Here is a 26,997-nt window from a genome sequence, read left to right on the forward strand (position 1 = left end):
CAGCGCCAAATCATCTAGGATCGCGTCCTGGATGATCTGGCACGCATCGCGAAGAGGATAGTGCATGACGGTTGGCCGAACGCTTCTCAAGTCGCTGCTGGCGGCGGCCCTGCTGGCGGCGGGGTTGCAGACGACCCGAGCCGACGAGTGGCGGACCACCTCATCGCTGATCGGCCAATCCAAATATGGCGACAATTTCCAGCATTACGACTACGTCAACCCGAACGCTCCCAAGGGCGGCACGCTGAATTCGGTGGTGCTCGGCACCTATGACAGCTTCAACCCCTATATCGTCCAGGGATCGCCGGCGGCGGGTTTGGTCGGCTTCGGCGGCGGCCTGCTCTACGACACGCTGATGGAGCAGGCGACGGACGAGGGCAGCACCAGCCACCCGCTGATCGCCGACGCCTATAAATATCCTGCCGACTACTCCTCGGCCACGTACCGGCTTGACCCGCGCGCGAAGTGGCATGACGGCCAGCCGATCACCGTCGACGACGTGATCTGGTCGTTCCAGGTGCTGAAGGCCAACAGCCCGCAATACAACCGGTATTTCGAGAATGTCACCGACGCGGTGGCGATCTCCGATCGCGAGGTCGAGTTCCATTTCAACCAGAAGGGCAATCGTGAACTGCCGAAGATCATCGGCGACCTCGTCGTTCTGCCGAAGCATTGGTGGGAAGGCACCGACGCCCATGGCAAGAAGCGCGACATCACCAAGGGAACGCTGGAACCGCCGCTGGGCTCGGCCGCATACAAGATCGCCAGCTTCAAGCCAGGCTCCGAAATCGTCTGGCAGCGCGTGCCGGACTATTGGGCGGCCAAGTTGCCGGTGAAGATCGGCCGCGAGAATTTCGACACGCGCCGATACACCTACATCCTCGACGACAATGCCGCCTGGCTGGCCTTCACCAAGGGCGGACTGGAAGACATAAACCGCGAATACAGCTCCCGCAAATGGGCGACGGCCTATAATTTCCCGGCCATCCAGGCCGGCGACGTTATCAAGAAGGACTTCCAGACCCAGTCGCCACAGCCGATGCAGGGCTTCGTCCTCAACCAGCGAAGGCCGCTGTTCCAGGACCGGCTGGTCCGCGAGGCACTGACCATGCCGTTCGATTTCGAGAGCATGAACCGCACCTTGTTCTTCGGCTTCAACACCCGCACATCGAGCTATTTCCAGGGCACCGAACTGGCATCCAGCGGTTTGCCGCAAGGCAAGGAACTCGAAATCCTGGAAAAATACCGCGACAAGCTGCCGCCCGAACTCTTCACCCAGGAATTCAAGCTGCCCGTCTACGATTCGCCGCAAGCGGAGCGAAAGTACCTGAAGCAGGCTGTCGATCTCTTCGCCAAGGCCGGGTGGGTCATAAAGGGCGGCAAGATGGTCAACGCCAAGACAGGCGCGCCGTTCAAGTTCGAGATCCTCGGCTGGAACGACACCGACCAGGTAATCGCCAGCCCTTACATTGCCAATCTGCGCAAGATCGGAGTCGACGCCACGCTGCGCATCATCGACCAGACGCAGTACATCAACCGCGTCAACAACTTCGATTTCGATGTCGTCACGGGCCTGTTCGGCCAGTCGGATTCGCCCGGCAACGAGCAGCGCGATTTCTGGAGTTCGAAGGCCGCCGACGCACCTGGTTCGCGCAATCTGATGGGCATCAAGGATCCGACCGTGGATGCGCTGGTCGACCGCATCATCTTTGCCACGGACCGCGATGATCTCGTTGCCGCCACCCATGCACTCGACCGGGTGCTGCTGTGGAACTTCTACGTCGTGCCGCAATATCACCGGTCGGCGGTCTGGCTAGCCTATTGGGACAAGTTCAAATTTCCCGACAAGCAGCCTGCCTATGTCGGTGTCGATATCGATTCCTGGTGGATCGACATCGACAAGGAAAAGGCGCTGGCGGCCAAGTACAAGGGCGGCAATTGATGGGGCGGCAATCGATGACGGCCCTGCCCCGCCGTGATTTTCTCGTGCTTGGCGTGGCGGCGGCGGCCGCCGCCTTGTCGCCCGCAAAGGCCTTCGCCGACATTGCGACCGGCACCAAGCTGCATGGCCTGTCCGCCTTTGGCGACCTCAAATACGGACCGGATTTCACCCATTTCGACTATGTGAATGTCGACGCACCGCCCGGCGGAATTTTCAATTTCTCGCCGCCGAACTGGGGCTACAACCAGGACACACAAACCTTCAACACGATGAACTCCTTCGCCGACAAGGGCGATGCGCCGCCGCGCATGGAGATGTGTTTCGACGGGTTGATGGTGCGCGCACTCGACGAGCCCGACGCCGTTTACGGCCAGATCGCCGACGGCGTGACACTGTCGGAAGACCGCAACTCCTTCACTTTCTCGCTCCGCCCCGAGGCGCGCTTCCACGACGGCACGCCGCTGACCGCTCATGACGCCGCCTTCACCTTCAAGCTTTACAAGGACAAGGGCCATCCCGACCTGTCGTTGTCCCTGACGCACATGGTCGACGCCGTTGCTGCCGACGACCGCACGCTGCGGCTCACCTTCTCCGGCAAGCAATCGGCCCGCACCGTGCTCAACGTTGTGGAATTCCCCATCCTGTCGAAGGCCTTCTATGCGGCCAACCCTTTCGACTCTTCGCAGTTGAACCCGCCGCTCGGCTCCGGCGCCTACAAGGTCGGCCGGTTCTCGGCCGGCGCATGGATCGAATATGATCGGGTCGCGGACTATTGGGGCCGTGATCTGCCGGTCAATCGCGGCCAGAACAATTTCGACCGTATCCGCATCGAATTCTACCAGAACCGCACCGCCGGCTTCGAAGCCTTCAAGAAGGGCGAAATCACCTACCGCGAGGAATTCACCTCGCGCGTCTGGGCGACCGCCTACGACTTCCCCGCGCTGACCGCCGGCAAGGTGGTCAAGCACGAATTCCCCGCCGAGAAGCGGCCGACCATGCAGGGAACGGCGCTCAACCAGCGACGCGAACAGTTTCGCGACGCTCGCGTGCGCCAGGCGATCGCGCTCTGCTTCGATTTCGAATGGACGCGGCGCAATTTCTTCTACGGCTCCTACGAGCGCTCGCAATCCTGCTTCGAGAAATCGGATTTTCGCGCCGAAGGTGTGCCATCAACACAAGAGCTGGCGCTGCTGGAGCGGCTGCGAAGCCAGGTGCCGGCGGAGGTCTTCGGCCAGGCCGTGGCCCAGCCGGCATCCGACGGTTCCGGTCGCGACCGCAAGCTGCTTGGCCAGGCGGCAAAGCTTCTGGCCGCAGCCGGCTGGAAACGGTCGGGCGATTTCGTCGTCAACGGCAAAGGCGGCCGGCTTTCGGCCGAATTCATGGTCGACGACGACACTTTCGTGCAGGTCTATTCGCCCTGGGTCGCCAACATGAAGGCGATCGGCATCGATGCCACGATCCGGCTGGTGGATTCGGCCCAATACCAGGCCAGGCAGGCGACCTTCGATTTCGATCTGCTGTCAGCTGCTTTCTCGTTCAGCGCGACACCGACACGCGACGATCTCGAAGGCTTCTTCCATTCCAGGACGGCCAACCTCTCCGGTTCGCGCAATCTGCCGGGCACCTCAGACCCCGCGATCGATGCGCTGATCGACACGGTGGGCGCGGCAAAAGACCGTGAAAGCCTGACGGTCGCGATGCGAGCGCTCGACCGGGTCTTGCGCGCGCGGTGCGATTGGATTCCAAGTTGGTTCCTGGCGAATCACCGAAGCGCCTATTGGGACATGTTCGGCTTTCCCGAGCAAAAGCCCGATTTCGGCTTTCCGGTCGAAACGCTGTGGTGGTTCGATAAGGGCAAGGCGGCAAAAATTGGCAAAGGCTGAGATGTTGGTCCGCAGAGGGCAGGAAGCCTGATGGGCGCCTATATACTGCGCCGCATCCTTTTGATGATCCCGACCCTGTTCGGCATCATGGCGATCTCCTTCGCCGTCATCCAGTTCGCGCCGGGCGGACCGGTCGAGCAGGTCATCGCCAAGCTGACCAATCAAGGCGGCAGCGACCGCCTCGGCGGTGGCGGCGGCGATGCGGGCGGCTCCAACTTCGACGCCGCCGGCGACGTCAGCTCGAAATATCGCGGCGCGCAGGGGCTCGATCCGGAATTCATCAAGAAGCTGGAGAAGCAGTTCGGCTTCGACAAGCCGCCGCTCGAGCGCTTCGGCATGATGCTGTGGAACTATGCCCGCTTCGATTTCGGCAACAGCTACTTCCGCGACATCTCGGTGCTCGACCTGATCCTGGAAAAGATGCCGGTGTCGATCTCGATCGGGCTCTGGATCACGCTTCTGTCCTATCTGATTTCCATCCCGCTCGGTATCCGCAAGGCGGTGAAGGATGGCTCGCCTTTCGACGTCTGGACCAGCGGCATCGTCATCGTCGGCTATGCCATTCCCGGCTTCCTGTTCGGCATCATGTTGATGGTGCTGTTTGCCGGCGGCTCGTTCTGGGACTGGTTTCCGTTGCGCGGCATCGTCTCGGACAATTGGGACCAGTTGTCCTGGCCGGCCAAGATCGCCGACTATCTCTGGCACATGACCTTGCCGCTGACGGCGCTGGTGCTGTCGGCCTTCGCCACCACCACGCTACTGACCAAGAACTCGTTCCTGGAGGAGATCCGCAAGCAGTATGTGGTGACGGCGCGCGCCAAGGGCCTGTCGGAGCGGCAGGTGCTCTACGGCCATGTCTTCCGCAACGCCATGCTGATCGTCATCGCCGGCTTCCCCGGCGCCTTCATCTCGGCCTTCTTCACCGGTTCGCTGCTGATCGAGAACATCTTCTCGCTCGATGGCCTGGGACTGCTCGGCTTCCGGTCGGTGGTCGAGCGCGACTATCCCGTGGTGTTCGCCAATCTCTACATCTTCTCGCTTCTCGGCCTGTTCGTCGGATTGTTGTCCGACCTCATGTACACCTGGGTCGATCCGCGCATCGATTTCGAGCGGAGAGACATCTGATGTCGGAGGCAAGCGTGACCGCCGGAGTGGTGCCGGAGCGGATGCCACGGCCATTCCTGTCGCCGCTCAACAAGCGCCGTCTGCAGAATTTCAAGGCCAACCGGCGCGGCTACTGGTCATTGTGGATTTTCCTCGTCCTGTTCGTACTGTCGCTGTTTGCCGAATTCATCGCCAACGACAAGCCGATCATCGCCTCCTACAAGGGCGAGATCCTGTTTCCGGTGCTGGTCGCCTACCCCGAGGAAAAGTTCGGCGGCTTCTATGCCGTCACCGATTATCGCGACCCGGTGATCCAGGACGAGATCAACGCCAATGGCTGGATGATCTGGCCACCGATCCGCTATTCCTACCAGACCGTCAACAACGCCATTCCGGAGGCCGCACCCGCCAGGCCGTCCTGGCAGTATGACGCCGCGAAGCGCTGCAACCAGTATCCGCAAGGGGCTGCCGACCCGGCCTGCATCGTCGGCAACTGGAACTGGCTCGGCACGGACGACCAGGCGCGCGACGTCCTGGCGCGGGTCATCTACGGCTTCCGTATTTCGGTGCTGTTCGGGCTGATCCTGACCGCGGGCTCGGCGCTGATCGGCGTCGGCGCCGGCGCCTTGCAGGGCTACTTCGGCGGCTGGACGGACCTGCTGTTCCAGCGCTTCATCGAAATCTGGTCGGCGATCCCGGTGCTCTATCTCTTGCTCATCGTCGCCGCGATCCTGCCGCCGGGCTTCTTCATCCTGCTCGGCCTGATGCTGTTGTTCTCCTGGGTGGCACTGGTCGGCGTGGTGCGGGCCGAGTTCCTGCGCGCCCGCAACTTCGAATATGTCAACGCCGCCCGCGCGCTCGGCGTGCCCAACCGAACCATCATGTTCCGGCATTTGTTACCCAACGCCATGGTGGCGACATTGACCTTCCTGCCCTTCCTGCTCTCAGGCTCGATCTCGACGCTGACCTCGCTCGACTATCTCGGCTTCGGCCTGCCGCCAGGTTCCGCCTCGCTGGGCGAGTTGCTCAAGCAGGCGCAGCGCAACCTCAATGCGCCGTGGCTCGGCATTTCCGGCTTCGTCGTCATCTCGCTGATGCTGTCGCTGCTCGTCTTTGTCGGCGAGGCAACGCGCGACGCCTTCGATCCGCGCAAGACGTTCAAATGAGCGAAGCGCCTTTGCTCAGCGTACAGGACCTCAGCGTCGCCTTCAGCCAAGGCGGCGGCCAGTCTGTCGCCGTCGACCACGTCTCCTTCGACATCGCGAAGGGCGAGACAGTGGCGCTGGTCGGGGAATCCGGCTCCGGCAAGTCGGTCTCGGCGCTGTCCGTGCTGAAGCTCCTGCCTTACCCCAGCGCCAGCCACCCCTCGGGAAAAATCCTGTTCCGGGGCACCGACCTGCTGGCGATGACCGAGAAGCAGCTGCGCCAGGTGCGAGGCAACAAGATCACGATGATCTTCCAGGAGCCGATGACCTCGCTCAATCCGCTGCACACGATCGAGCATCAGATCGTCGAGATCCTGAAGCTGCATCAAGGCATGGCCGATCGCCCGGCCAGGGCGCGCACGCTGGAACTGCTGAACGAGGTCGGCATCCGCGACCCGCAAAAGCGCCTCGACGCCTATCCCCACCAGCTTTCGGGCGGCCAGCGCCAGCGCGTGATGATCGCCATGGCGCTGGCCAACGAACCGGAACTGCTGATCGCCGACGAGCCGACGACCGCGCTCGACGTCACCGTGCAGGCGCAGATCCTCGAACTGCTCGCCGGCTTGAAAAGCCGCAAAGGCATGTCGATGCTGTTCATCACCCACGATCTCGGCATCGTGCGCAAGATCGCCGACCGGGTCTGCGTGATGACCAAGGGCAAGATCGTCGAGACCGGACCGACCAAGGAGATCTTCGCCAACCCGCAGCACCCCTATACGCGGCACCTTCTGGCGGCCGAACCGAAAGGCAAGCCGCCGGCGGCCAATGCCGACGCCAAGCCGGTGATGACCGGCAAGGACATCAAGGTCTGGTTCCCGATCAAGCAAGGCTTCTTCCGCCGCACGGTCGACCATGTGAAGGCGGTCGACGGCATCGATGTCACCGTGCGCGCCGGCCAGACGCTGGGCGTGGTCGGCGAATCCGGTTCGGGCAAGACCACGCTCGGCCTGGCGCTGGCGCGGATGATCTCGTCGACCGGGACCATCCAGTTCAACGGGCGCGACATCAACCAGCTCACCTTCAACGCCATGCGGCCGCTCAGGCGCGAATTGCAGATCGTCTTCCAGGATCCGTTCGGCTCGCTCAGCCCGCGCATGTCGATCGCCGAGATCATCGAGGAAGGGCTCAAGATCCACGAGCCGAAGCTGTCGCCCGATGAACGCGACGACAAGGTTGCGGACGTGCTGAAGGAGGTCGGCCTCGATCCGGCGACCCGCAACCGCTATCCGCACGAATTTTCCGGCGGCCAGCGCCAGCGTGTCGCCATCGCACGCGCCATGGTGCTCAACCCGCGCTTCGTCATGCTGGACGAGCCGACATCGGCGCTCGACATGAGCGTACAGGCGCAGGTCGTCGACCTCTTGCGCAATCTGCAGGCCAAGCACGACCTCGCCTATCTCTTCATCAGCCACGACCTCAAGGTCATCCGGGCGCTTGCCAACGATGTCATCGTCATGCGCAATGGTCAGATCGTCGAAGCCGGCCCTTCCCAGCAGATTTTTGAAAATCCGCAAACCGACTATACTCGGGCGCTGATTTCGGCGGCCTTCAAGATAGAGACGGCGCCAGTCGGCATCGTCAGTCAGTGATTAGAGGGACTAAACGAACAACGATGGAAAAAGGCCGCATCCTGCTTGCCGTCACCGGCTTTCACCCGCAGCGCTGGCGCGACCTGTTGTCGGCCGAGCGCGAGGTGGTTCTGGAGCCGGACGGCGCCAAGGATCCATCGATCACCTATGCGGTGGTGTGGAAGCAGAAGCCGAACCTGTTGTCGTCGCTGCCCAACCTGCGCGCCATCTTCTCGATCGGCGCCGGCGTCGACCATATTTTCGCCGATCCCGGCCTGCCCGACGTGCCGATCGTCAAGGTTGTCGCCGACAACCTCACGCAGTACATGACGGAATATGTCGTCTGGCGGGTGCTCGATCACCATCGCCACGGCCTGCTCTACCGGTCGCAGCAACCGAAGAAGATCTGGCACGAGGCGCAACAGAGGCCGGCCGGCGACATTTCCGTTGGCATTATGGGGCTCGGCAATCTCGGCCGCGCCGCGGCCTCGGCGCTTCTTTCGCTCGGCTTTGCCGTCAATGGCTGGTCGCGCAACGACCGGCCGATGCAGGGCGTCGCGACCTATTCCGGCGAGGCCGGCTTGATCCCGTTCCTCAAGGCAACCGACATACTCGTCGTGCTCTTGCCGCTGACGCCCGACACGCAGGGCATCATCAATTATGGCGTTCTGAAGGAACTGCGCAAGCGCAACGGCCTTGGCGGCTCGGTGCTGATCAACGCCGGACGCGGCCGCCTGCAAAAGGACGCCGACATCGTGCGGGCGCTGGACGATGGCACGTTGAAGGAGGCGAGCCTCGACGTGTTCGAGGTCGAGCCGCTGCCGAAGACCAGCCCGCTATGGAGCCATCCGAAGGTGTTCGTGACGCCGCACGCCGCTGCGACCTCCGATCCGATGCACCTGGCGCCGATCATGCTGCGCCAGATGGATGCCTTCGAGCGCGGTGAAAAGCTCGACAACCTGGTGGACCGCAAGGCGGGATACTGACCAGGTCCCTTACCTGGCCAGATCCCATTGCCTGAAGCATTGTTTGACTGCTCTCACGGACGATAGCTGCAGCTTTGGCAGGTCGAGCTCTTCGAACATCGCCTGGTATTTCTGGCGGTTTTTCGGCGTGGTCACGGCAATATGGTGGATCATGTCCCATTTGACGCTGTCGCGCCCGCCCTCCAAGGCACCGCGCCTGTTCGTCTCAAACCAGCTTCGCCTGAAATAGCGCAACAAACTTGCCGGCGTGGAGATATCCAAGAGGATCAGTCCCGTCGCCCGCCGTAAGCGTTGCGGCATGCAAACGGAATAATTTCCGTCCATCACCCAGCGCTCACCGGCGATTGCGGCGTCGTGCAAGGCGATGAATTCGCTCTTTGGACGCGGCTCCCAGTCGGTGTTGGGCAGATGATGAAGCAGATCGAGGTGAACCGGCTCGAGGCCACGCTTGCGGGCAATTGCGTCGGCCAGGGTCGACTTGCCGCTGTTGGACGGCCCCAGAATGCAGATGCGGTCGCCAAGGTCCGAGAGTTTCATCGATCGTACCCCTTAGGAGGACGCGACCTGCTGTCCGCGGCAAAGTCCGACCAATTGCTGTTTCGTACTTCAACTGGGCAGAGCGAACTTCTTCTTCTGATTGTCCGGCTTGCCGCAGTCGCGGCGGTCGATGGACCGGTTCATGGCGTCGATCTCGCCAGCCGCCTTGTCGCTGTCGCGCTGGGCTTTGGAGCGCATGTCGGGCGTGAACGGACCGAAACCCATCGCTGGATTGGAGAAGGTCGGCTTCACGGTCGTCGCAAGATTGTATTGCTGTGCCAACCCATTGCGCCGCGCCAGCAGCTGATCGCACGGCACGGTGTCGTATTGCAGGGAGGATTCTATGTTGGCGTCCTGCCGCTCGGACATCGAATTGCCGACGCAGCCGGCCGTTGCCAGGCAAGAGGCCAAGACCATCATGTTCCAGCGCATATGATATGCTCCTCCTGATATCCCGCCCCTGACGCGACCAGATCGCAAATATCAGTCGCGCACGCAAATCGGACTTTTTCGCAGCAGCGCAGAGCGGTGACGGGATTCAACCGCACAATGATCATGCACACTTCAAGTGGCGTGAGCCTTCAGGGCCAAAACGACCAAGCCTTTGACGGGTTCGCGGCGATCCTGCCGAATGGTCGTTGGCTCCAGCGCCAGGATTGAAAGCCCGTTGGCCTCGAGTGTCCGCCTGACATAGCTGTCCGAATGGGCGTAGCGCCGCGAGGGCTGCAGCGCGAAGTCGCCGCTTGCAAGGCTCTCGACAGAGAAAGCAAACAGGCCGCCGTCGGCGAGCAGACCGGCGACCCTCTCGATCAGGCCTTCGAGTGCGCCGACATAGATCAGGACGTCGGCCGATGTCACCAGATCGGGATTTTCGCCTGAGTGGGAAAAACCCTGCAGATCAGCCTTTGTCAGCGTGTCATAGATGCCTTTCGTCCGCGCCTTCTTCAGCATCCTGGCAGAGATGTCGATCCCCTCCAGCCGGTCGACGATCGGCCTCAGCCTCTCGCCCATCAGCCCAGTGCCGCAGCCCAGGTCGAGCGCCAGACGGAAGCGGCCCGGCCTTGCCTTGCGAATCACCTGCTCGAGGACTTCGGGCAACCGGTAGTCGAGCTTGCCGACCAGCATCTCTTCGAATGTCTCGGCGTAGTGGTCGAACAGCGCTTCGACAAAGGCGCTGGGCGGCGCGCTGGAAACCGGGCGTTTGCCGATCAGCTGCAATTTGAGGGCCGCGCCCTGGCGATCGGCTGGATCCAGGTTCAGCGCCATCACCCAGGCCTGCGCCGCCAGGTCGAGCCTGCCTGATGCCTCCTGCATCTCGCCAAGGCGAAACCAGCCCATTGCCCATTGCGGCGTCAATTCCAATGCGCCGAGCAGGAGTTCGGCCGCCGCCACGTGATCGCCGGAGGCAAAGAGCATCTCGGCATAGTCGGCACGGCGATCGGCGTTCAAATCGCCCGATGAGGTCTGCAACGGCTTCATGATGGCGGGTTCCGCCGGCGGAGGCAGCCGGGCCACCATCTCTGTAATGCAAAGGATGCGGAAGCTGAACCGAATTGAGCGTTCTTTGCCAGGAGAGTCAGCAGTCTCCGACGACAGGCTTCCCGCAGCGGAATTATATCCTATCTTGCAGACCATGCGCGCCAGCGACCTGCTTCATCCCCGGCCAGAAGGCCTTTATTGCCCGCCGGGCGATTTCTTCATCGACCCGGTGCGGCCGGTGGGCCGGGCGCTGATCACCCACGGTCATTCCGACCATGCTCGTTCCGACCACCGCTCGGTGCTGGCGACGCAGCAGACGCTCGACATCATGGGGCTGCGCTATGGCGAGGGCTTTGCCAGCACCACGCAACCAGCCCGGCTCGGCGAGACGATCGTCCTCGACGGCGTCAGCGTCAGCTTCCATCCGGCCGGCCATGTGCTGGGCTCGGCACAGATATCGGTCGAACATCAGGGCATGCGTATCGTCGCTTCCGGCGACTACAAACGGCGAAAGGACGCGACCTGCGTGCCGTTCGAGCCAATCCGCTGCGACGTGTTCATCACCGAGGCGACCTTCGGCCTGCCGGTGTTTCGCCACCCGCCCGACACGGAAGAGATCGCCCGCCTGCTGAAATCGGCGGCGCAGTTTCCCGAACGCTCGCATCTGGTCGGCGCCTATGCGCTGGGGAAAGCGGAGCGGGTGATGCGGCTGTTGCGCGACGCCGGCTACGACAGGCCGCTCTATATCCATGGCGCACTGGCCAAGCTCAGCGAGTACTATCAAAGCCAGGGCATCGACCTCGGCATACTCGAACCGGCGACGGTGGAAGGCGGCAAAGGGGATTTCGCCGGCGCCATCGTGGTCGGCCCGCCATCGGCCTTCGCCGACCGCTGGGCGCGGCGTTTCCCCGATCCGATCTCGTGCTTCGCGTCCGGCTGGATGCGTATCCGCCAGCGCGCCAAGCAGGGCGGTGTCGAACTGCCGCTGATCATCTCGGACCATGCCGACTGGGACGAGCTCACCGCCACCATCAAGGAGACCGGCGCCGAGGAAATCTGGGTCACGCATGGCCGTGAGGAAGCACTGGTGCGCTGGTGCGAACTCGAAGGCATTGCCGCCCGGCCATTGCATCTTGTGGGCTATGAGGACGAAGGCGATTGATGGCATGAACCGCTTCGCCGAACTCCTCGACCGCCTGGTGCTGACGCCGTCGCGCAACGGCAAGCTGACGCTGCTGGTCGACTACTTCCGCAGCGTCGAGGACCCGGATCGCGGCCTGGCGCTGGCCGCCATCACCGGCGATCTGAACATCGCCGCGGTCAAGCCGGCGATGCTGCGCACCCTTGTCACCGAACGCATGGACCCGGTGCTATTCGGCTATTCCTACGACTATGTCGGCGACCTCGCCGAGACGGTGTCGCTGGTCTGGCCGCAAACCCCCGGCAAAATCCCCAACCGTGAGCCGACACTCGGCGAGGTCGTGGCCAAGTTGCAGGCGGCAAGCCGCTCCGACGGACCGAAGGTGCTGGCTGGGCTGCTCGACAGCGCCGGCATTTCGGCGCGCTTCGCCATTATCAAGCTGGTCACCGGCGGCCTGCGCATCGGAGTGTCGGCGCGGCTCGCCAAGCAGGCGCTGGCGGATTTCGGCAAGGTCGACGTCGCCGAGATCGAGGAACTCTGGCACGGGCTGTCGCCACCCTATACGGCGCTGTTCGCGTGGCTGGAGGGCAAGGCTGAAAAACCCCGCAACACGGCGATGGCGCTGTTCAGGCCGGTGATGCTGTCGAACCCGGTCGGCGACGGCGATCTGGAAAAGCTCGATCCGGCGGACTATGCGGCCGAATGGAAATGGGACGGCATCCGCGTCCAGGCAGTGGCGGAAGGCGGCATCCGCCGGCTCTATTCGCGCACCGGCGACGATGTCTCCGGCGCCTTTCCCGACCTTGCCGACGCGATGCATTTTTCCGCGACGCTGGATGGCGAGTTGCTGGTTGGCGATCCCCGACAGGCGACGGGGACGTTCTCGGACCTGCAGCAGAGGCTGAACCGCAAGACGGTGACACCGAAGATGCAGCAGCAATATCCGGCCTTCATGCGCTGTTACGATTTGCTGCAGATCGGCGCCGAGGATTTGCGCGGGCTATCCTTCCGCGAGCGGCGCGACCACCTCGAAGCCTTCGTCAAGACGCTCGACCCCAGCCGTTTCGACCTGTCGCCCTTCGTCGACTTCGCGGATTGGCAGGCGCTGGAGGAGATGCGCCGCGCGCCGCCGCACCCGATCATTGAAGGCGTGATGCTGAAACGCTGGGATTCGCCCTATGTCGCCGGGCGGCCGAAAGGCCCGTGGTTCAAATGGAAGCGCGATCCGCACACAGTGGATGCCGTCCTGATGTATGCCCAGCGCGGCCATGGCAAGCGCTCGAGCTTCTACTCCGACTACACGTTCGGCGTCTGGTCCGGGGCCGAGGGCGAGGAGGAACTGGTGCCGGTCGGCAAGGCCTATTTCGGCTTCACCGACGAGGAGCTGAAGCAGATCGACAAATATGTCAGGGACAATACGGTCGAGCGCTTCGGCCCGGTGCGCTCGGTGCGGGCGGACCGCGACAATGGCCTGGTGCTGGAAGTCGCCTTCGAAGGGCTCAACCGCTCGACCCGGCACAAATCCGGTGTCGCCATGCGCTTTCCCCGCATTTCACGGCTACGCTGGGACAAGCCGGCCAACGAGGCCGACCGCATCGAGACGCTGCAGGCGCTGCTCGCTCGCTGAGTTCCAGCCGACTAAGGCTCGATCGAGACGCGGATCTCGTAGATGTTGACCGCCTTGCCCTGCTTGTCGAAATCGGAATTGACGGCGATGGTTCCGGCCGAGCCCGGCCGCTTGTTGGGGAACTGCACGTCGAACAGATATTCGTTGCGCTGCTGGCCGACCGCGTAGCGTTTGCGGCCACAGTCGCCGAGTTCGCCGAAATTGCAGTCGACGGATATCTGCGTGTCCTTGCCGTCCTCGGCGCGGGCGATGATATCGAACACGGCATGCTTGCCGGCGAGCTTTTCCAGCACGCCTTGCCCGACATCGAAGGCGATCGCCGAACCGGAGGCGCCGGACCGGATGCGCAGGAACGGACCGGTGTCGTCCTTCATCACCTCGGCCTTGGCGTCCGACGGGGCGGCGACATGTGTGGGATCGGTCGGCGAGAACACATTGATCCAGTCGCGCGATTGGTCCGCGGCGCCAGGCTTTGCCGGCGCATTGGCGCCGTCGGCCGGCGTGAAATCGTCGTCCTCCACGGTTGGCGGCGCCTCCGGCGGTGCCGTATCGAGTTGCGCCGCAGTCTTGAAAACACCGGTCTGCATGGCGAAAAACAGGCCGATGCCTACCGCCGCAAGCAGGGTCACGGTGAAGAAGATGGCGGTCAGCGGCAGGCGACGACCGCGAATGCGGCGTTCGTCGCGATCGGGCGCCACTTCCGCTGCGGCTCCCGAAGCGGCGGGAGCCGACATGTCGATGGCCGGCGCGCCGGGCAGCGTGGCGTCCGGCATGATGTCGGGAACGACCGGCAGCACGCGCGAGCGCGGCGCGTCGGATGCGGGCTGCGCGGGGCCGGCGACGGCGACCGCGGGCGACGGCGTCCTGTCGCCGATCTCGATCGCGGGCGCCGCGGTGGCCGCGGGCTCGCCCGCCGGGGAATCGACTTGCGGACCAACATCCGGCACCGCCGGCAGGAACTCGGATTCGATTTCGGCGATCTTCGCCTGGATCGCCTTGCGGCGCTTGATGGCGACTTCCACGGTCACGCCGGGATTGGCCTGGAGCGCACGATCGAGCGCGGCAAAGGCCGACCGGTAGACCTTCTCGCGGAACGCGCGGTCCTCGGCATTGCCCTTGTCCAAGGCGTTCCGGATCGCTTTTTCGATCGCGTCCAAGCGAGATCCCTCTGCAAATTGCACCAATCTTCCCTGATGGTTAGCCGTAGGCGACCAATCAATCAACGGGCGTGCGGCTGCATTCTGCCTCGACGGGCCGTCCAAAGTCCATCTTGGCGATGTTCCGGCAAATAAAATCGGACTATCCCGGCGATTCTTCGCAGGCAGCGACGCCCCAACCCTGGTTTCGACCGTGTTGGGCGCTCGTGCATGATTTGCCAAGTCGCATCTTGAATTCACGGCCGGTTGAGTCTATCACCCAGCCCATCTTGGAGGCCTTGGCCTCCCGGGCCGCTTTAGCTCAGTTGGTAGAGCACATCATTCGTAATGATGGGGTCGCGTGTTCGAGTCACGCAAGCGGCACCAAAATTTCCCAAGGGTTTGCGGGTTCCAGAGGCGTAGGGCGAAAAACGCCCTGCCAACACTCTGCCAACATTTCCCGAGCTCATTTGTTCGCCCTTTGTAGCGCATCGACAAGGGCTCGGCTGAACACTTCGCGGGCGTCTAGACCTATGGCGCGCGCCCGAATGGCCTTTTGAAAGGTCGTAGGGACGGCCTGGCTTGTCCTAAAACCATCGGCGGACCCCGAGGGCTTCGGCCATGGCGTGAAGCTCGGCGAGTGAATCGGCCGCCATATGGCACCATCACCATCGGGCGAGGCGCCAGCGCGGCCGGTCAACGTTGACCGTCATGCGAAGGCCTTCGGTTCGGTGTCCCCGCTGATATAGAGCGAGTGCCCCGGAAAGCCGGCGGCTGTCACCTTGAGGGCGAGCGGGGCGGCGCCGGCATCGCGCATGACGGCAAGGGCGCAGCCGCCACAGTAATCGTCCACTATCTAGCCGCTTTGACGGAGCGTTTGCGTTGCCGCAGCCTCCGCAAAATGAAAGAGTTGATGGCAGAGCGGACATCGAACCTTCCGCCATCGACTTTCTGCGCTACGATTTGGTGCCCGACATGGAGAACTTTAATTTCCTTGCGTCTGGAAGCCACGAAAACATTGATGGCTTCTTCCGGCCTCGTTTCGATCGGTTGTTTCCGTTCCCAAGCGTAATCGTCCCAGATAATGGTTCCGCCATTCTTGAGTAGAGGCCACGCCAGAAGGGAATCGACGTGAACCGCGTCCCGCTCGTGGGCACCATCGATATAGATCAGGTCGTAAGATCTTTTTTGGTCCTGCAGGTCGATCAATGCTTTGCTGGAAATCGACTTCAGCTTTGTGACGCGCCCGGGATACGAGGCCGTGTTGGCATCGAAGCGCTGTTCTACTTGGGTAAATCCGCCGGCCGAAGTTACGTATTCGTTCTGCCCTCCAACGAACGGATCGATGCACGTAATCCGCGACAGATGGCAGTACTCAAGAAAAAAGATCGCAGAACGTCCTTCCCAAGATCCGATTTCCAAGATGTCGAGAGGTCGATCCCGCATACTTGCAAGGCAAGCGCTCCAGACACGGAAATTATTAGACGTCCAATCGGAGGAAAACTCTTTCCCTTCGTACCACTTAGCAAAATCGACCACTGCTAACCCCTCTATATTCGCGGCGAGCTAGCGCGGCTCACGTATCGCCAGGTATATTGACGCCGCTTCAGCGTCAATGTTGGATCTGAACCGACGTCCCTGCCGCCGGCAAAGTGCGCCGCCCCGGCAATTCGTCGGTACCCAGGCCCCAGCTTTCGGCAGTCACTGCCCGCCCTGTGGATGTGGGTTTCGGTCATCATCCTCATCGCCGGGGCCGCAATCAATGCGGAGATGGAGCATCAGACCGCCGTCGACTCCACCACAGGGCCGGCTCGCCCGATGGGCAAGCGCGGCGCCGTCGTCGCCGACACGTTGGGCAAGACTGCGGATTGATGGCTGGCCTGATGGCTCCGCTGCCGGCGACCCATATCCGCCATTGTCGCGACTCAGCTTTGGTGGGAAACTCGCGGGCCTCAGCATGGGAGGTCCGAAATGCCCAACACTTTCAAGACCGGAGACGTCGTCAAGCTGAAGTCGGGAGGGCCGAAGATGACGGTCAGCGATGGGGCCGCTTCCGGCATGTATCTCTGCCACTGGTTCAACAAGGAAGGCGACGTTTGGACGCCGCAGCATGCGGGTTTCAAACCCGACCAGTTGGTCGCCGCCGATCAACCTGCGTAATCCCTGCCCGTCCACTAGGAACGGTGGCCGGCCCGGCGTGAATTCAGGCGGCGCGGGAGGATGCGTCACGGCGGTCGCTCTTGGGAGCGACGTCGAGTCGGTATCGCAATCGAAGGTATCCGTACAGGCGACCGACGGATTTTCCCCATCTCGGCGTTTAACGGTTGAAGCGTGACCACGGCATGGGCCGTGGCCGACGCGCCAACCGGAGACGCCGAAGCATGATACGCCGTTCGATCCTTGCCGTTGCCTTGAGCCTGCTGACCGTCGCGGCTCTCGCCCAGACAGCGACACAGCCCCCGGCTGCCACGCCTCCGGCCGCCGCTCCTGCCGCATCAAATGCCAAGTCTGAACTCACGCTGGCCAAGTTCCAGAAGCGGCGGGAGAAGGCGGTCATGGCCGCCGACACGGACGGTGACGGCAAGATCAGCCTTTTGGAATGGGAAGCCTTTCAAGCCAAGCGCAACGTCAAGGGAGACGCCGCCAAATCCTTCGCCCGTATCGATTCCAATCATGACGGCTTCATCGATCGCGCCGAGCTCGATGCGTTCTTCGCCAAGCGTTTTGCCAGGCTGGACAAGAACGGCGACGGCGTTCTGACAGCCGATGAGATGTCAGGCCACAAATCCGCTCCCAAGCCGGAGCAATGACCAAGAGGCTATGACGCGTGATGGATATCGGGAGTGCGCGAGCCGATGAGCGCCGATCCGGACGAGGAGCTGGTTCGTCGGGTCGGAGCTGGCGATCCCGCGGCGGTGCAGACGCTCGTCGCGCGCAAATTGCCGCGCATCCTTTCCCTTGCCGTGCGCATGCTGGGCGACGCGGCGGAGGCCGAGGACGTCGCGCAGGAAACCTTCGTGCGCATCTGGCGTCATGCCTCCAGCTGGCGGCGCGGCAATGCACGCTTCGACAGCTGGATCCACCGGGTGACGCTCAACCTTTGCTACGACCGGTTGCGTCGGCGCCGCGAGGTGGTGACCGACAATCTGCCGGACATGGCCGACCCTGCCCCGCTTCCCGACGCCCGCGAAGAGCCACACCGCGTCGAGCAAGCCTTGCAGGCGATCGCGCCGCGCCAGCGCGAGGCGATCATCCTGGTCTACTATCAGGAGATGTCCAACATAGAGGCGGCCGCGACACTGGAGATCAGCGTCGACGCCCTGGAGAGCCTGCTTTCGCGCGGCCGTCGGTCCTTGCAGATGATTCTGGCCAGGGACGGCGTCCATGACTGAGAAAGGCGCGATCATGGATGCCGGACATTCATCGCGCCCCGCGGGCGCCCGGTGGGGCTGCCTCGTTTCCAACCCGCGTGGGCACGCGGCACCAAGGGGCAAGGGGAAAACACATGGCTGAAGACATCGAGGACGGCCCGGCAATGGATGCCAAGCGCTTCGCGGCGCTCGCCGAAGCCTATGGCGGCGATCTGCGGCGCTGGCCGCAAGCGGAGCGTCAGGCAGCCACCATTTTTGCTTCAACCGAGGCGGGCCTAGCCATTTCGCGGCATGCCGGCACGCTTGACGCCCTGCTTGACAGCTATGGCGTCCCGCACCCCGGCAAGACACTGCACGACACCATCCTGCGGACCGCCAGCCGGCACATCGTCCGGGGCCGGCATAAGCGGTTCTGGTGGCTCGGGCTGGGGTTGGCCGGCATTGGGCTCGCCGGCGCCATCGCCGGATTGGCCCTGGTGGCCGTCGTTACGCCGGAGGTTCAGCCCGACCACTATGTGCTCGACGCCAACGCGACGGCCTTCGGCGACGCCGGACCCGACACGATCGAGGAAGACCTATGAGCACCGGCCGTAACCTCCTCATCGCGTCGGTGGTGGTGAATGTCTTCCTGGCCGGTGCGCTTGCCGGCGGAGCCGTCTGGATAAGAAGCGGCAAGCCGGCCCAGGGCTATTCGCTGGAAGCGGCCGGGGGCCGCCTGCCCGACCAGCAGCGTACGCTGTTCCGCAAGGCGTTGCGCGAAGTCCGCCAAGAGTCGCGCGAAATCATTCGCGACGGCCAGCAGGCGAGGCGCGAGGCGGCGGATTTGCTGCGGCAGCCCGTCCTCGACACGGCGGCCCTGTCGGCCGCCCTGGAGCGGGCCCGCAATGCCGACGTCACCGTGCGCACGCGGCTTGAGCAGCGCATCGTCGAGTTCGCGGCAGCAGCGTCCACCGAGGATCGCAACATGCTGGCCGAGGGCCTCGCGAGACGCAGCGGGACGCAGCCATCGGCCAAGCCAAAAAAATCGCCGTGACGACCGACGGAAATGCCGATGGCGCCCGTTTAACGAGATGAAGGGCAGGATCTGCCGGACCATCTGGCGCCGACAGGTTTCAACCTCGGACAACTTCGGAGTTTGGCCATGAACTATCTGGCAAAATACGCGATCACCGCCGCTCTCGCGGTGACCGGAACGGCTGCGACCGTTGCGGCGTCCTCGGCGATGCCGCTGGCGCCGCTTGCCGCCCCGGCGGTGGTGGAGCAAGTCGCCTGGGGTTGCGGCCCCGGCTGGCACCCCAATCCCTGGGGGCGTTGCGTCCCCAATCGCGTGGTGGTCTATCCCCGCTATCACTACTGGCACGGCCCGGCTTATTACGCCTGGCATCCGCACCGCCACTGGCACCGCTGGCATCGCTGGTAAGGGCCATGGGGCCGCCCACCGCGCCGGCTCCATGATCCCAGCTGAGCAGGCACGAACCGGCTCGAATGGGCTTCAGGCGCTGCTCGCCGGAAGCCCCAGCAATGGAGAGCTGACTTGGCTATCCCGGCCTCCAATTCCCCGCCAGATCCGGCCCTCGTCGCTTGCAACCGCTTCGGACTCGGGGCAAGGCCCGGCGACCGCGACAGGATTGCCGGCGACCCGCGCGGCTATCTGAAGGCGGAACTGCGGCAACCCGACATCGCCCTGATCCCGCTTGACGATCCGGCCTATGCGGGCCTGGTGGGCAGCACACCGGCTATCCAGGCCAGCATGGCGGCAAATGTCCAGCGCAAGCTCGAGCGCGAGCGCATGGCCGCGGCACAGCCGGCGATGGCAACGGCGAGCATCCAGAACATGCCTGCCGAAGCCGCGCCGGCCCAGCCCGTCCAACCCATGCCGTCGCCCGCGGCGCCGCCAAAGCCAGCCGTTCCGCCGGTCGAGGCCACGCTGTTCCGCGCCGAAGCCCAGGCGCGCTTCGACAAGGCTCTGCGGGCCGATGCCGGCTTTGTCGAACGTCTGGTCTATTTCTGGTCGAACCATTTCTGCGTTTCCGTGGCGAAGGACAACGTCGTGCGGGCGAGCGCCGGTGCCTTCGAACGGGAAGCGATCCGCCCTTTCGTGCTCGGCCGTTTCGCAGACATGCTGATGGCCGTGGAGCGGCATCCGGCGATGCTGTTCTATCTCGACAACCAGCAGTCGATCGGCCCGGATTCCCGCGCCGGCAAGAACCGCCAGCGCGGCCTCAACGAGAACCTCGCCCGCGAGATCATGGAACTGCATACGCTCGGCGTCGGCAGCGGCTATACCCAAGCCGATGTCACCAGCTTTGCGCGCATCCTGACCGGCTGGACGATGGCCGGGCGTGAAGGTCGGCTGGGTGAACCCGGCAGTTCCGTCTTCAACGCCAATGCGCATGAGCCGGGCGACGCGGTGCTGCTCGGCAAGACCTATCCGGCCGGGGGCATGGCCCAGGCCGAGGCGGCACTCAACGACATCGCCGGCCACCCGGCGACGGCGCGGCACATCGCCACCGAGCTTGTCCGCCATTTCATATCCGACGATCCGCCGCCGGCCGCGGTGGCGCGGCTGGCCAAGGTTTTCGCCAAGAGCGACGGCAATCTCAGGGCATTGGCCACGACCCTCATCGATATGCCGGAGGCCTGGTCGACGCCACTGGCCAAGATGCGCTCGCCGTTAGACTACATTGCCGCCATCCGGCGGGCGGTCGGCCCGGGTCCGGCGAACGATCCGGGCCAATCGCTCAACTGGCTTAACGTGCTAGGCGAGCCGCTCTGGCAGCCACCGGGGCCGAACGGCTTCTCCGACCAGGCGGACAGCTGGGCGTCGGCGGAAGGCATGAAGGTCCGCCTCGACATCGCCTGGCAGGCGGCCCGCCAGGTCAAGGACATAGGCAATCCCAACGACATGCTCGACGCCGCCATTGGGCCTTCCGCCTCGCCGGAGACGCGGCAGGCGATCGCCCGCGCCGAGTCCAAGCAGCAAGGCCTGGCGCTGCTGCTGATGGCGCCCGAATTCCAGAGACGATAGCTCGAGCGATAGATCCGGCGCCGACAACTCCCATGGAGACCAAGCCATGAGCCTGCTGTGTGAAACCCCTCATCCCTCCCGCCGTGCCGTGCTGATGACCGGCGGCGCGCTGTTTGCCTGGGCCTATCTGCCCCGCTTCGCTCGCGCCGCCGACAATCGCGACCCACGCCTGATCGTCATCGTCCTACGCGGCGCGCTCGACGGCCTGTCAGCGGTCGGCCCGGTCGGCGATCCCGACTATGCGGGCCTGCATGGCGACATCGCTTTGTCGCTCACCGGCTCGCACGCGGCGCTGCCGCTCGATGGTTTCTTCGTGGTCAATCCGGCGATGCCGGTGTTCGCGCGGCTGTTCAAGGCAAGCCAGGCGGCGGTGGTGCATGCGGCCGCGACGGGCTATCGCGAACGCTCGCATTTCGACGGGCAGGATGTGCTGGAAAGCGGTTTTGCCGGACCCGGCCATGTCGCCACCGGATGGCTCAACCGGGCGCTGGAAAGCCTGCCGGCGGGCGATCGCGTGGCCGCGCTTGGTGGTCTCGCCGTCGGCCCGTCGACGCCGCTGGTGATCCGTGGTGCCGCCCCCGTGCTCGGCTGGGCGCCGCAATCCCTGCCGGAGCCGGCCGGCGACCTCGCAGCGCGGGTTCTCGATCTCTACCAGCATCGCGATCCGGTGCTGGCGGTGGCGCTGCAAAAAGGCCTCGATGCCGACCGCATGGCGCTGGACGACCAGATGGGTGCCAAGGCGATGAAACCGAAGGGCGGCCTCGACAGCGCCGCCGGCATGCGGCAGGCCGCGCAAGGCGCCGCCAAGCTGATCGCGGCCGATGACGGTCCGCGTGTCGCCGCACTGGCCTTTGACGGCTGGGACACGCATGTCAACGAAGGCGGCGCGACAGGCCGGCTCGCCACGCTGCTCGGCGGCCTCGACGGCGCCTTCGAGGAGTTCGAGAAGGGCCTGGGCGAACGCTGGAAGGACACGGCGATCGTCGCCATCACCGAGTTCGGGCGCACGGCACAGATCAACGGCACGGTCGGCACCGATCACGGCACCGGCACGGTGGTGCTGCTCGCCGGCGGCGCGATCAAGGGCGGCCGCGTCATCGCCGACTGGCCGGGATTGAAGCCGGCTCAGCTTTACCAACAGCGCGACCTCGCCCCGACCAGCGATGTCAGGGCGGTGCTGAAGGGGTTGCTCGCCGACCAGTTCGGCCTTTCCGCAACCGTGCTCGGCGACAAGGTGTTTCCGGAGTCCACGCAAGTGAAGCCGATGCGAGATCTCGTCGCCTGATGGCCTGAACGAAAGACACCCGCGCCGTTTCCGGAGCGGGTATTTCGATCGCCCGTCCGATCGCTCGAGGGATCACCAGCCCCAATAGCCGGGGTGCCAACGGTGATGGGCCCAGAAGCCGGGATGCCAATGGCGCGCCGGCCGGATCATCATGCGGCGGTTCGGCACGCAATTGCCCCAACGGTTCATGTGCCAGCCGGGACCGCAGCGCCAGCCGACCGTTTCGATCGGCGCCGGCGCGGCACTCGGCCTGGCCATCGGCATGGCCTGCAAGCCGGCGCCGGACAGCATCAAAGTGCCGGCCGCCAGTGCAAAGGGCAGCAAGTATCTTGTGAACATGTGTTGTCTCCGTGGTTTCGTCCCTAACCACCGTGAAACGCGGCACACGGCCGAAACCCGTCGCAGCGAGACGGATCACATCTTCGTTAGATCTCTACAGCGTTCCGAATTCAGCACACGGTGCCTCGCGATTCATACCGGCCGCCCGCCGAAAGCTTCGATCGGCGGCGGCGTGGCTTCGTCAATGACAGGGCAGGCCCCCACCTTTGATAGGGCAGGCCCCACCTTTGCAGCTTGGCAAATTGATCCAGATCAATGAGCGATGACAGGTCCGCGCTAGGGTTGGTGGAAACCAATTGACAGAAATGCTCAGGCTGAAGGCCATGTAAGACCAGGAGATCACGCCGATGATGATCCGCACGCTCTCTACTTTGGAATGCACGAAATTGCTGGCGGCCAACCGCACGGGCCATCTGGCATGCGCGAAGGACGGACAACCCTACGTCGTGTCCTTCAACTACGCCTACGCCGACAGTCACCTCTATGCATTCTCCTTGCTGGGTAAGAAGATCGACTGGATGCGGGCCAATACCCTGGTGTGCGCCCAAGTGGAAGAACATACAGAGGGGCGCGGATGGAGAAGCGTGATTGTCGACGGCCGCTATGAGGAACTGACGGACCGGATCGGCCACAAGGTTCAACGGGACCATGCATGGTCGGTGTTGAGCACGCACGTGGACTGGTGGGAGCCTGGTGCTCTCAAGCCTGTCACGCCTCTGATGTCAGACAGCTTGCCGCACGTCTTTTTCCGGATCCTTGTCGAAAAAGTTTCTGGACGGGAAGCAAGCGAATAGGTCTTGTCCACCGTTCGATGCTTGCATCCGGCGCCGCCTCGCGCAGGCGCCGGATCCGGCCGATGGCGGCATCGCGACGTTGGACGGAATCGAGCGTCGACAGCATGTGGTCGAATTTCGACTGGGCACGGGGCATGGGTGTCGCTGTTGGCCTTTGATCACGCTGCCTCGACCTTGGCCACCGGCACATCCTCCCCACGTACCAGTTTGGTCACGCCGGCAAAATCGAGCTTGCCGGAGCCCAGCACCGGCACTTTCTGGACGACGCGCACTTCGGCGGGCACCATGAGGTCCATGGCACCGTTCGCCTTGGCGAAGGCCAGGAACTCGGCACGTGTGGCGCCGGGGACTTCGGTGATGAGAATGAGCTTCTCGCCCTTGCGCGCATCCGCCACAGCCGCGACGGCCGACAACGAGCCCTTCCACAATTCACCCGCCAGCGCTTCGACGGCGGCGAACGAAATCATCTCTCCACCGATCTTGGCGAAACGCTTGGCGCGGCCGCGAATGGTGATGAACCCTCCGTCGTCGACCGAGACGACGTCACCGGTGTCATGCCAGCCATCCGGCAGCGGTTCGAGCACGCCCGGCTTCTCGGCGCGCAGATAACCCGCCATCACGTTGGGCCCACGGACATGCAGCCGGCCGCCATCGTCGACACCGGGCACCGGATCGAGACGATACTCCATGCCGGGCATGACCTTGCCGACACTGCCGGAGCGGTTGTACATCGGCGTGTTGATGGAGATCACCGGTGCGGTCTCGGTGACGCCATAGCCTTCCAGGATACGTACGCCGAACTTCTCCATATAGGTCATGCGCGTGGACGCCTTGACCGGTTCCGCGCCGGCAAAGCAATAGCGTATCGATCGGAAGTCGTACGGGTGCGCGGTCCGCGCATAGCCGCTGAGGAACGTGTCGGTGCCGAAGATGATCGTCGCGTTGGATGCGTAGATCAGTTCCGGCACGATTCGGTAGTGCAGCGGCGATGGGTAGAAATAGACCGGCACGCCCGAAATCAGCGGCAGCACCGTGCCGGCCGTCATGCCGAAGGAATGGAAGATCGGCAGCACGTTGAACACCTTGTCGCCCGAGTGGAAGTCGATGCGCGAGGCCGCCTGCGCGGCGTTGGCCAGAATGTTGCGGTGAGTGAGCACGACGCCCTTCGGCGTGCCTTCCGAACCCGAAGTGAACAGGATTACCGCCGGGTCGTTGGGCTTGCGCGGCGCGCGCGGCGTCGACTTGCGCAGCAGGCCGAGCAGCTTGTCCTTGAGACCGATCGTCTTGCGCAAATCGTCGAGCCAGACGATATCGATCGAGCGGCCGATTTCCTCGACCACCGCGCCGAGCTTTGCCTGCTCGACAAACGCGCGGGACGTGAGCACCGTGCGCACCTCGGCGGCCTTGCAGGCGGACAGGATATTGGCGGCGCCTGCGGTGAAGTTGATCATCGCCGGCACCTTGCCCGCCGACATCACGCCAAGCAGCGTCGCGCATGAGCCGTTGGCGTTGGGCAGCATGACGCCGAGCGTCTGCTGATCGGCATAGAGGTTCTCGAATTTCTCGCCAAGCACGGCGGCCGCCGTCAGCAGCTTGCCATAGCTTAGCGAGCCGGTGACCGGATCCTGCACGGCGAGCCGTTTCATGCCGCGTTCGTTCGCGGTCAGGATGATCTTTTCCAGGACCGTCCTGTCGATGTCCTGGGTGCGGAAGACGAGATCCGACATGACCTGATAGAGGGCGGCACCCGCCGCGGCGCGGCGCTGGCGGCCTTTCAGCTCGGGCGGCACTTCCAGCTTGACCGGCTCCAGAATGGTCACCTTGACCTTCGGGAACAGGCGGCGGCGCACATGCTGCGACGTCAGCCGGGAGAACGGGCTTTTCTCCAACCCGTCGATGCGGATCGGCACGACCATCGAGCCGGTCCTGTCGGCCACCATGGCGGCGCCGTCATAGACCTTCATCAGCCCGCCGGTGACGGTGATGCGGCCTTCGGGGAAGATGACCAGCGGATCGCCGCCCTGCACGATCTTGATCAGCGTGCGGGTCGACATCGGCTTGGCCGGATTGAGCGGCAAAGCGCGGGCGAGCTTCATGAACGGCTTCATCCACCAGGCCTGGGCAATGGCGTAGTCGATGGCGAAGACCGGCTCCTCATCGGTCAGCGTCAAGGCGAGCGGACCGTCGAGGAAGCTGACATGGTTGAGCGCCAGGATCGGCGCCTTGCCGGCCGCCTTGAGGTTCTCCATCCCTTCGACCTCCAGGCGCAGGAAGGCGCGGAACAGGATGGAGACGAAGTCGCGGAACGCGTTGGTCGGCAGGAATTTCAGCATCAGCCAGGCTGCAATGGCATTGGCTACGGCCAAGCCGAAAAGGATGCCGCCGGTGGAGACTTTCGTCTGGATCACGGCGACAACAATGCCGCCGACCGTCATGAAGCCGGCATTGACGATGCTGACGGCGGCGACGACGCGGGCGCGGCGCGCTTCGGGCGACCAGGCCTGCACGGCGGCGAAGGTCGGCACGACGAGGAAGGCGCTGGCGATGGCCATGCCGGCGAGGTCGATCGCGACACGGATCGTGTTTGGCCCGGCGAAGAACAGGGCAAGGGTCTCGGCCCTCGGCGAAGGCTGCATGCTCCAGATGGTCCAGGCCAGATGCAGGCCGAACAGCGCCAGCAGAGCCGTGCCCACCGGCGCGGGCAGCAGCACGATGCGCCCCTGCGACATCCAGGCGGCAATGGCCGAGCCGATGGCGATCGAGACGGCAAAGACCGCGAGATAGACGGTGACGGCGATCTCGTTGCCACCGAGCGAATCCTTGATCAAGGTCGGCAGGATCGAAAGCACGATGGCGCCGATGAGCCAGAACCACGAAGTCATCAGGCCGGCGCGCCAGATGCGCTTGTCGGTGCGCAATTCGCTGACCTGGCGCCAGGTCGAGCGGAAGATGTTCTTGTCGATGACAAGGTCGGGCGCCGCGGAACCCGTGGACGGAATGTAGCGGCTGACAAACCAGCAGCCGACCGCCAAGGCCATCATGATCGGCCCGAACACCGTGACGCCAATGCCATCGGCCGAGACGACGCCGCCGGCAATGGTGCCGCCGAGGATGGCGGCAAAAGTGGCCGACTCGATCCAGGCGTTGGCCTTGGGCAGTTCCTTGCGCTCGAGGTGATCAGGCAGGATGCCGTATTTGATCGGCCCGAACAGCGCCGAGATGATGCCGAACATCAGCAACGCCGTCATCAGCACCGGGATCGACGACAGCGCGATGCCGGCGACAGAGACAGCCGCGGCGGCGATCTCGACGAATTTGAGCCGCCGGGCGATGAGGGCCTTGTCGAAGCGGTCGGCGATCTCGCCGCCAAGCGCGGACAACAACAGGAAGGGCGCCATGAAGACGGCCCCTGCCAAAGTGACCAACGAAGCCGCCTGATCGGCGGCCAGCGTGAAGAGAATCAGGAACACCAGGGTGTTCTTGAGGAAATTGTCATTGAAGGCGGACAGGAACTGCGTCCAGAACAGGGGCGCAAAGCGCCGGGACAACATCAGATGCGTGTTCATGGCGAT

26 protein-coding genes, 1 tRNA gene and 1 pseudogene are annotated in these 26,997 nt (G+C 63.8%); 19 read left to right on the forward strand and 9 right to left on the reverse strand.

Annotated elements, in window-relative coordinates; translation table 11 throughout:
• Window positions 1-64 precede the first annotated feature (64 nt).
• The 6 genes from EB231_RS00340 to EB231_RS00365 are packed head-to-tail and all read left to right on the forward strand — an operon-like array spanning window position 65 to window position 8,688.
• A complete protein-coding gene (locus EB231_RS00340; RefSeq protein WP_172347101.1) occupies window positions 65-1,942 on the forward strand; it encodes an extracellular solute-binding protein in 1,878 nt (625 codons plus the stop codon).
• A 14-nt stretch (window positions 1,943-1,956) separates the two neighbouring features.
• Window positions 1,957-3,825 (forward strand): extracellular solute-binding protein, encoded by a 1,869-nt coding sequence (locus EB231_RS00345; protein ID WP_172347102.1) that lies wholly within the window; start codon window positions 1,957-1,959, stop codon window positions 3,823-3,825.
• A 30-nt stretch (window positions 3,826-3,855) separates the two neighbouring features.
• The gene (locus EB231_RS00350; RefSeq protein WP_172347103.1) at window positions 3,856-4,950 is read left to right on the forward strand and encodes a microcin C ABC transporter permease YejB; all 1,095 of its coding nucleotides are present in this window, start codon (window positions 3,856-3,858) and stop codon (window positions 4,948-4,950) included.
• A complete protein-coding gene (locus tag EB231_RS00355) occupies window positions 4,950-6,095 on the forward strand; it encodes an ABC transporter permease (protein ID WP_044548852.1) in 1,146 nt (381 codons plus the stop codon). Before EB231_RS00350 ends, EB231_RS00355 begins: the two co-directional genes overlap by 1 nt.
• On the forward strand, window positions 6,092-7,723 hold the full coding sequence (locus tag EB231_RS00360) for an ABC transporter ATP-binding protein (protein ID WP_172347104.1): 1,632 nt from the start codon (window positions 6,092-6,094) through the stop codon (window positions 7,721-7,723). Before EB231_RS00355 ends, EB231_RS00360 begins: the two co-directional genes overlap by 4 nt.
• Window positions 7,724-7,746: 23 nt before the next feature.
• Complete coding sequence (locus tag EB231_RS00365) at window positions 7,747-8,688, forward strand: 2-hydroxyacid dehydrogenase (protein WP_172347105.1); 942 nt, start codon at window positions 7,747-7,749, stop codon at window positions 8,686-8,688.
• Window positions 8,689-8,697: 9 nt separating this feature from the next.
• Here EB231_RS00365 and EB231_RS00370 read toward each other — a convergent pair whose 3' ends face one another.
• The 3 genes from EB231_RS00370 to EB231_RS00380 all read right to left on the reverse strand — a co-directional run bounded on the left by EB231_RS00370 (window position 8,698) and on the right by EB231_RS00380 (window position 10,704).
• Window positions 8,698-9,225 carry an AAA family ATPase gene (locus tag EB231_RS00370; protein WP_172347106.1) on the reverse strand — a complete coding sequence of 176 codons (528 nt, stop codon included), beginning with the start codon at window positions 9,223-9,225 and terminating at the stop codon, window positions 8,698-8,700.
• A 69-nt stretch (window positions 9,226-9,294) separates the two neighbouring features.
• Window positions 9,295-9,657, reverse strand: a complete 363-nt coding sequence (locus EB231_RS00375) for a hypothetical protein (RefSeq protein ID WP_172347107.1) — start codon at window positions 9,655-9,657, stop codon at window positions 9,295-9,297.
• A gap of 132 nt (window positions 9,658-9,789) precedes the next feature.
• Window positions 9,790-10,704: a class I SAM-dependent DNA methyltransferase gene (locus EB231_RS00380; protein WP_172347108.1), complete on the reverse strand. Its 915-nt coding sequence runs from the start codon at window positions 10,702-10,704 to the stop codon at window positions 9,790-9,792.
• A 154-nt stretch (window positions 10,705-10,858) separates the two neighbouring features.
• Between EB231_RS00380 and EB231_RS00385 the strand changes: the two genes are divergently transcribed.
• Complete coding sequence (locus EB231_RS00385) at window positions 10,859-11,866, forward strand: ligase-associated DNA damage response exonuclease (protein WP_172352764.1); 1,008 nt, start codon at window positions 10,859-10,861, stop codon at window positions 11,864-11,866.
• 4 nt (window positions 11,867-11,870) lie between these two features.
• Window positions 11,871-13,472 carry a cisplatin damage response ATP-dependent DNA ligase gene (locus EB231_RS00390; protein ID WP_172347109.1) on the forward strand — a complete coding sequence of 534 codons (1,602 nt, stop codon included), beginning with the start codon at window positions 11,871-11,873 and terminating at the stop codon, window positions 13,470-13,472.
• 11 nt (window positions 13,473-13,483) lie between these two features.
• Here EB231_RS00390 and EB231_RS00395 read toward each other — a convergent pair whose 3' ends face one another.
• Window positions 13,484-14,629 (reverse strand): hypothetical protein, encoded by a 1,146-nt coding sequence (locus tag EB231_RS00395; protein WP_172347110.1) that lies wholly within the window; start codon window positions 14,627-14,629, stop codon window positions 13,484-13,486.
• Window positions 14,630-14,919: 290 nt separating this feature from the next.
• On the opposite strand from EB231_RS00395, the gene EB231_RS00400 reads away from it, so the two are divergent.
• A tRNA-Thr gene (locus tag EB231_RS00400) sits at window positions 14,920-14,995 on the forward strand.
• A gap of 200 nt (window positions 14,996-15,195) precedes the next feature.
• On the opposite strand, the gene EB231_RS35690 is transcribed toward EB231_RS00400, so the two are convergent.
• The 3 genes from EB231_RS35690 to EB231_RS00415 are packed head-to-tail and all read right to left on the reverse strand — an operon-like array spanning window position 15,196 to window position 16,147.
• Window positions 15,196-15,264 (reverse strand): DUF4031 domain-containing protein, encoded by a 69-nt coding sequence (locus EB231_RS35690; protein WP_172352765.1) that lies wholly within the window; start codon window positions 15,262-15,264, stop codon window positions 15,196-15,198.
• Window positions 15,265-15,317: 53 nt separating this feature from the next.
• On the reverse strand, window positions 15,318-15,461 hold the full coding sequence (locus tag EB231_RS00410) for a hypothetical protein (RefSeq protein ID WP_172347111.1): 144 nt from the start codon (window positions 15,459-15,461) through the stop codon (window positions 15,318-15,320).
• Entirely contained in the window at window positions 15,461-16,147 is a 687-nt protein-coding gene (locus EB231_RS00415) for a class I SAM-dependent methyltransferase (protein ID WP_172347112.1), read from the reverse strand. The genes EB231_RS00410 and EB231_RS00415 overlap by 1 nt, the downstream gene beginning before the upstream one ends.
• Before the next feature lie 174 nt (window positions 16,148-16,321).
• Between EB231_RS00415 and EB231_RS00420 the strand changes: the two are divergent.
• The 9 genes and pseudogenes from EB231_RS00420 to EB231_RS00460 form a co-directional block, all read left to right on the forward strand.
• Window positions 16,322-16,480 (forward strand): annotated as a pseudogene (locus EB231_RS00420) (ribonuclease); the annotation flags it as partial.
• Between the two features lie 99 nt (window positions 16,481-16,579).
• Entirely contained in the window at window positions 16,580-16,768 is a 189-nt protein-coding gene (locus EB231_RS00425) for a YodC family protein (RefSeq protein ID WP_172347113.1), read from the forward strand.
• A 221-nt stretch (window positions 16,769-16,989) separates the two neighbouring features.
• On the forward strand, window positions 16,990-17,418 hold the full coding sequence (locus EB231_RS00430; RefSeq protein ID WP_172347114.1) for an EF-hand domain-containing protein: 429 nt from the start codon (window positions 16,990-16,992) through the stop codon (window positions 17,416-17,418).
• 45 nt (window positions 17,419-17,463) lie between these two features.
• Window positions 17,464-18,000 carry an RNA polymerase sigma factor gene (locus EB231_RS00435; protein WP_172347115.1) on the forward strand — a complete coding sequence of 179 codons (537 nt, stop codon included), beginning with the start codon at window positions 17,464-17,466 and terminating at the stop codon, window positions 17,998-18,000.
• 113 nt (window positions 18,001-18,113) lie between these two features.
• The gene (locus EB231_RS00440; protein ID WP_246740848.1) at window positions 18,114-18,560 is read left to right on the forward strand and encodes a hypothetical protein; all 447 of its coding nucleotides are present in this window, start codon (window positions 18,114-18,116) and stop codon (window positions 18,558-18,560) included.
• Window positions 18,557-19,012: a periplasmic heavy metal sensor gene (locus EB231_RS00445; RefSeq protein WP_172347117.1), complete on the forward strand. Its 456-nt coding sequence runs from the start codon at window positions 18,557-18,559 to the stop codon at window positions 19,010-19,012. The genes EB231_RS00440 and EB231_RS00445 overlap by 4 nt, the downstream gene beginning before the upstream one ends.
• 108 nt (window positions 19,013-19,120) lie before the next feature.
• The gene (locus tag EB231_RS00450) at window positions 19,121-19,399 is read left to right on the forward strand and encodes a GCG_CRPN prefix-to-repeats domain-containing protein (RefSeq protein ID WP_172347118.1); all 279 of its coding nucleotides are present in this window, start codon (window positions 19,121-19,123) and stop codon (window positions 19,397-19,399) included.
• Between the two features lie 114 nt (window positions 19,400-19,513).
• Window positions 19,514-21,007 carry a DUF1800 domain-containing protein gene (locus tag EB231_RS00455; RefSeq protein ID WP_172347119.1) on the forward strand — a complete coding sequence of 498 codons (1,494 nt, stop codon included), beginning with the start codon at window positions 19,514-19,516 and terminating at the stop codon, window positions 21,005-21,007.
• A 46-nt stretch (window positions 21,008-21,053) separates the two neighbouring features.
• Window positions 21,054-22,292, forward strand: coding sequence for a DUF1501 domain-containing protein (locus EB231_RS00460; RefSeq protein ID WP_172347120.1), 1,239 nt, complete (start codon window positions 21,054-21,056; stop codon window positions 22,290-22,292).
• Window positions 22,293-22,364: 72 nt separating this feature from the next.
• On the opposite strand, the gene EB231_RS00465 is transcribed toward EB231_RS00460, so the two are convergent.
• A complete protein-coding gene (locus EB231_RS00465) occupies window positions 22,365-22,631 on the reverse strand; it encodes a GCG_CRPN prefix-to-repeats domain-containing protein (RefSeq protein ID WP_172347121.1) in 267 nt (88 codons plus the stop codon).
• Window positions 22,632-22,978: 347 nt separating this feature from the next.
• Here EB231_RS00465 and EB231_RS00470 point away from each other — a divergent pair, with 347 nt between their 5' ends.
• The gene (locus EB231_RS00470; protein WP_172347122.1) at window positions 22,979-23,425 is read left to right on the forward strand and encodes a pyridoxamine 5'-phosphate oxidase family protein; all 447 of its coding nucleotides are present in this window, start codon (window positions 22,979-22,981) and stop codon (window positions 23,423-23,425) included.
• A 158-nt stretch (window positions 23,426-23,583) separates the two neighbouring features.
• Here EB231_RS00470 and EB231_RS00475 read toward each other — a convergent pair whose 3' ends face one another.
• Entirely contained in the window at window positions 23,584-26,991 is a 3,408-nt protein-coding gene (locus tag EB231_RS00475; RefSeq protein WP_172347123.1) for an acyl-[ACP]--phospholipid O-acyltransferase, read from the reverse strand.
• Between the last annotated feature and the right edge of the window lie 6 nt (window positions 26,992-26,997).

Source organism: Mesorhizobium sp. NZP2298 (genome assembly GCF_013170825.1).
GTDB lineage: Bacteria > Pseudomonadota > Alphaproteobacteria > Rhizobiales > Rhizobiaceae > Mesorhizobium.

Bases quoted from the DNA above. Each gene is read 5' to 3' on its own strand.
- EB231_RS00340 (WP_172347101.1), top strand. From the start codon at position 65: ATGACGGTTGGCCGAACGCTTCTCAAGTCGCTGCTGGCGGCGGCCCTG.
- EB231_RS00345 (WP_172347102.1), top strand. From the start codon at position 1,957: ATGACGGCCCTGCCCCGCCGTGATTTTCTCGTGCTTGGCGTGGCGGCG.
- EB231_RS00350 (WP_172347103.1), top strand. From the start codon at position 3,856: ATGGGCGCCTATATACTGCGCCGCATCCTTTTGATGATCCCGACCCTG.
- EB231_RS00355 (WP_044548852.1), top strand. From the start codon at position 4,950: ATGTCGGAGGCAAGCGTGACCGCCGGAGTGGTGCCGGAGCGGATGCCA.
- EB231_RS00360 (WP_172347104.1), top strand. From the start codon at position 6,092: ATGAGCGAAGCGCCTTTGCTCAGCGTACAGGACCTCAGCGTCGCCTTC.
- EB231_RS00365 (WP_172347105.1), top strand. From the start codon at position 7,747: ATGGAAAAAGGCCGCATCCTGCTTGCCGTCACCGGCTTTCACCCGCAG.
- EB231_RS00370 (WP_172347106.1), bottom strand. From the start codon at position 9,225: ATGAAACTCTCGGACCTTGGCGACCGCATCTGCATTCTGGGGCCGTCC.
- EB231_RS00375 (WP_172347107.1), bottom strand. From the start codon at position 9,657: ATGCGCTGGAACATGATGGTCTTGGCCTCTTGCCTGGCAACGGCCGGC.
- EB231_RS00380 (WP_172347108.1), bottom strand. From the start codon at position 10,704: ATGAAGCCGTTGCAGACCTCATCGGGCGATTTGAACGCCGATCGCCGT.
- EB231_RS00385 (WP_172352764.1), top strand. From the start codon at position 10,859: ATGCGCGCCAGCGACCTGCTTCATCCCCGGCCAGAAGGCCTTTATTGC.
- EB231_RS00390 (WP_172347109.1), top strand. From the start codon at position 11,871: ATGAACCGCTTCGCCGAACTCCTCGACCGCCTGGTGCTGACGCCGTCG.
- EB231_RS00425 (WP_172347113.1), top strand. From the start codon at position 16,580: ATGCCCAACACTTTCAAGACCGGAGACGTCGTCAAGCTGAAGTCGGGA.
- EB231_RS00430 (WP_172347114.1), top strand. From the start codon at position 16,990: ATGATACGCCGTTCGATCCTTGCCGTTGCCTTGAGCCTGCTGACCGTC.
- EB231_RS00435 (WP_172347115.1), top strand. From the start codon at position 17,464: ATGAGCGCCGATCCGGACGAGGAGCTGGTTCGTCGGGTCGGAGCTGGC.
- EB231_RS00440 (WP_246740848.1), top strand. From the start codon at position 18,114: ATGGCTGAAGACATCGAGGACGGCCCGGCAATGGATGCCAAGCGCTTC.
- EB231_RS00445 (WP_172347117.1), top strand. From the start codon at position 18,557: ATGAGCACCGGCCGTAACCTCCTCATCGCGTCGGTGGTGGTGAATGTC.
- EB231_RS00450 (WP_172347118.1), top strand. From the start codon at position 19,121: ATGAACTATCTGGCAAAATACGCGATCACCGCCGCTCTCGCGGTGACC.
- EB231_RS00460 (WP_172347120.1), top strand. From the start codon at position 21,054: ATGAGCCTGCTGTGTGAAACCCCTCATCCCTCCCGCCGTGCCGTGCTG.
- EB231_RS00465 (WP_172347121.1), bottom strand. From the start codon at position 22,631: ATGTTCACAAGATACTTGCTGCCCTTTGCACTGGCGGCCGGCACTTTG.
- EB231_RS00470 (WP_172347122.1), top strand. From the start codon at position 22,979: ATGATGATCCGCACGCTCTCTACTTTGGAATGCACGAAATTGCTGGCG.
- EB231_RS00475 (WP_172347123.1), bottom strand. From the start codon at position 26,991: ATGAACACGCATCTGATGTTGTCCCGGCGCTTTGCGCCCCTGTTCTGG.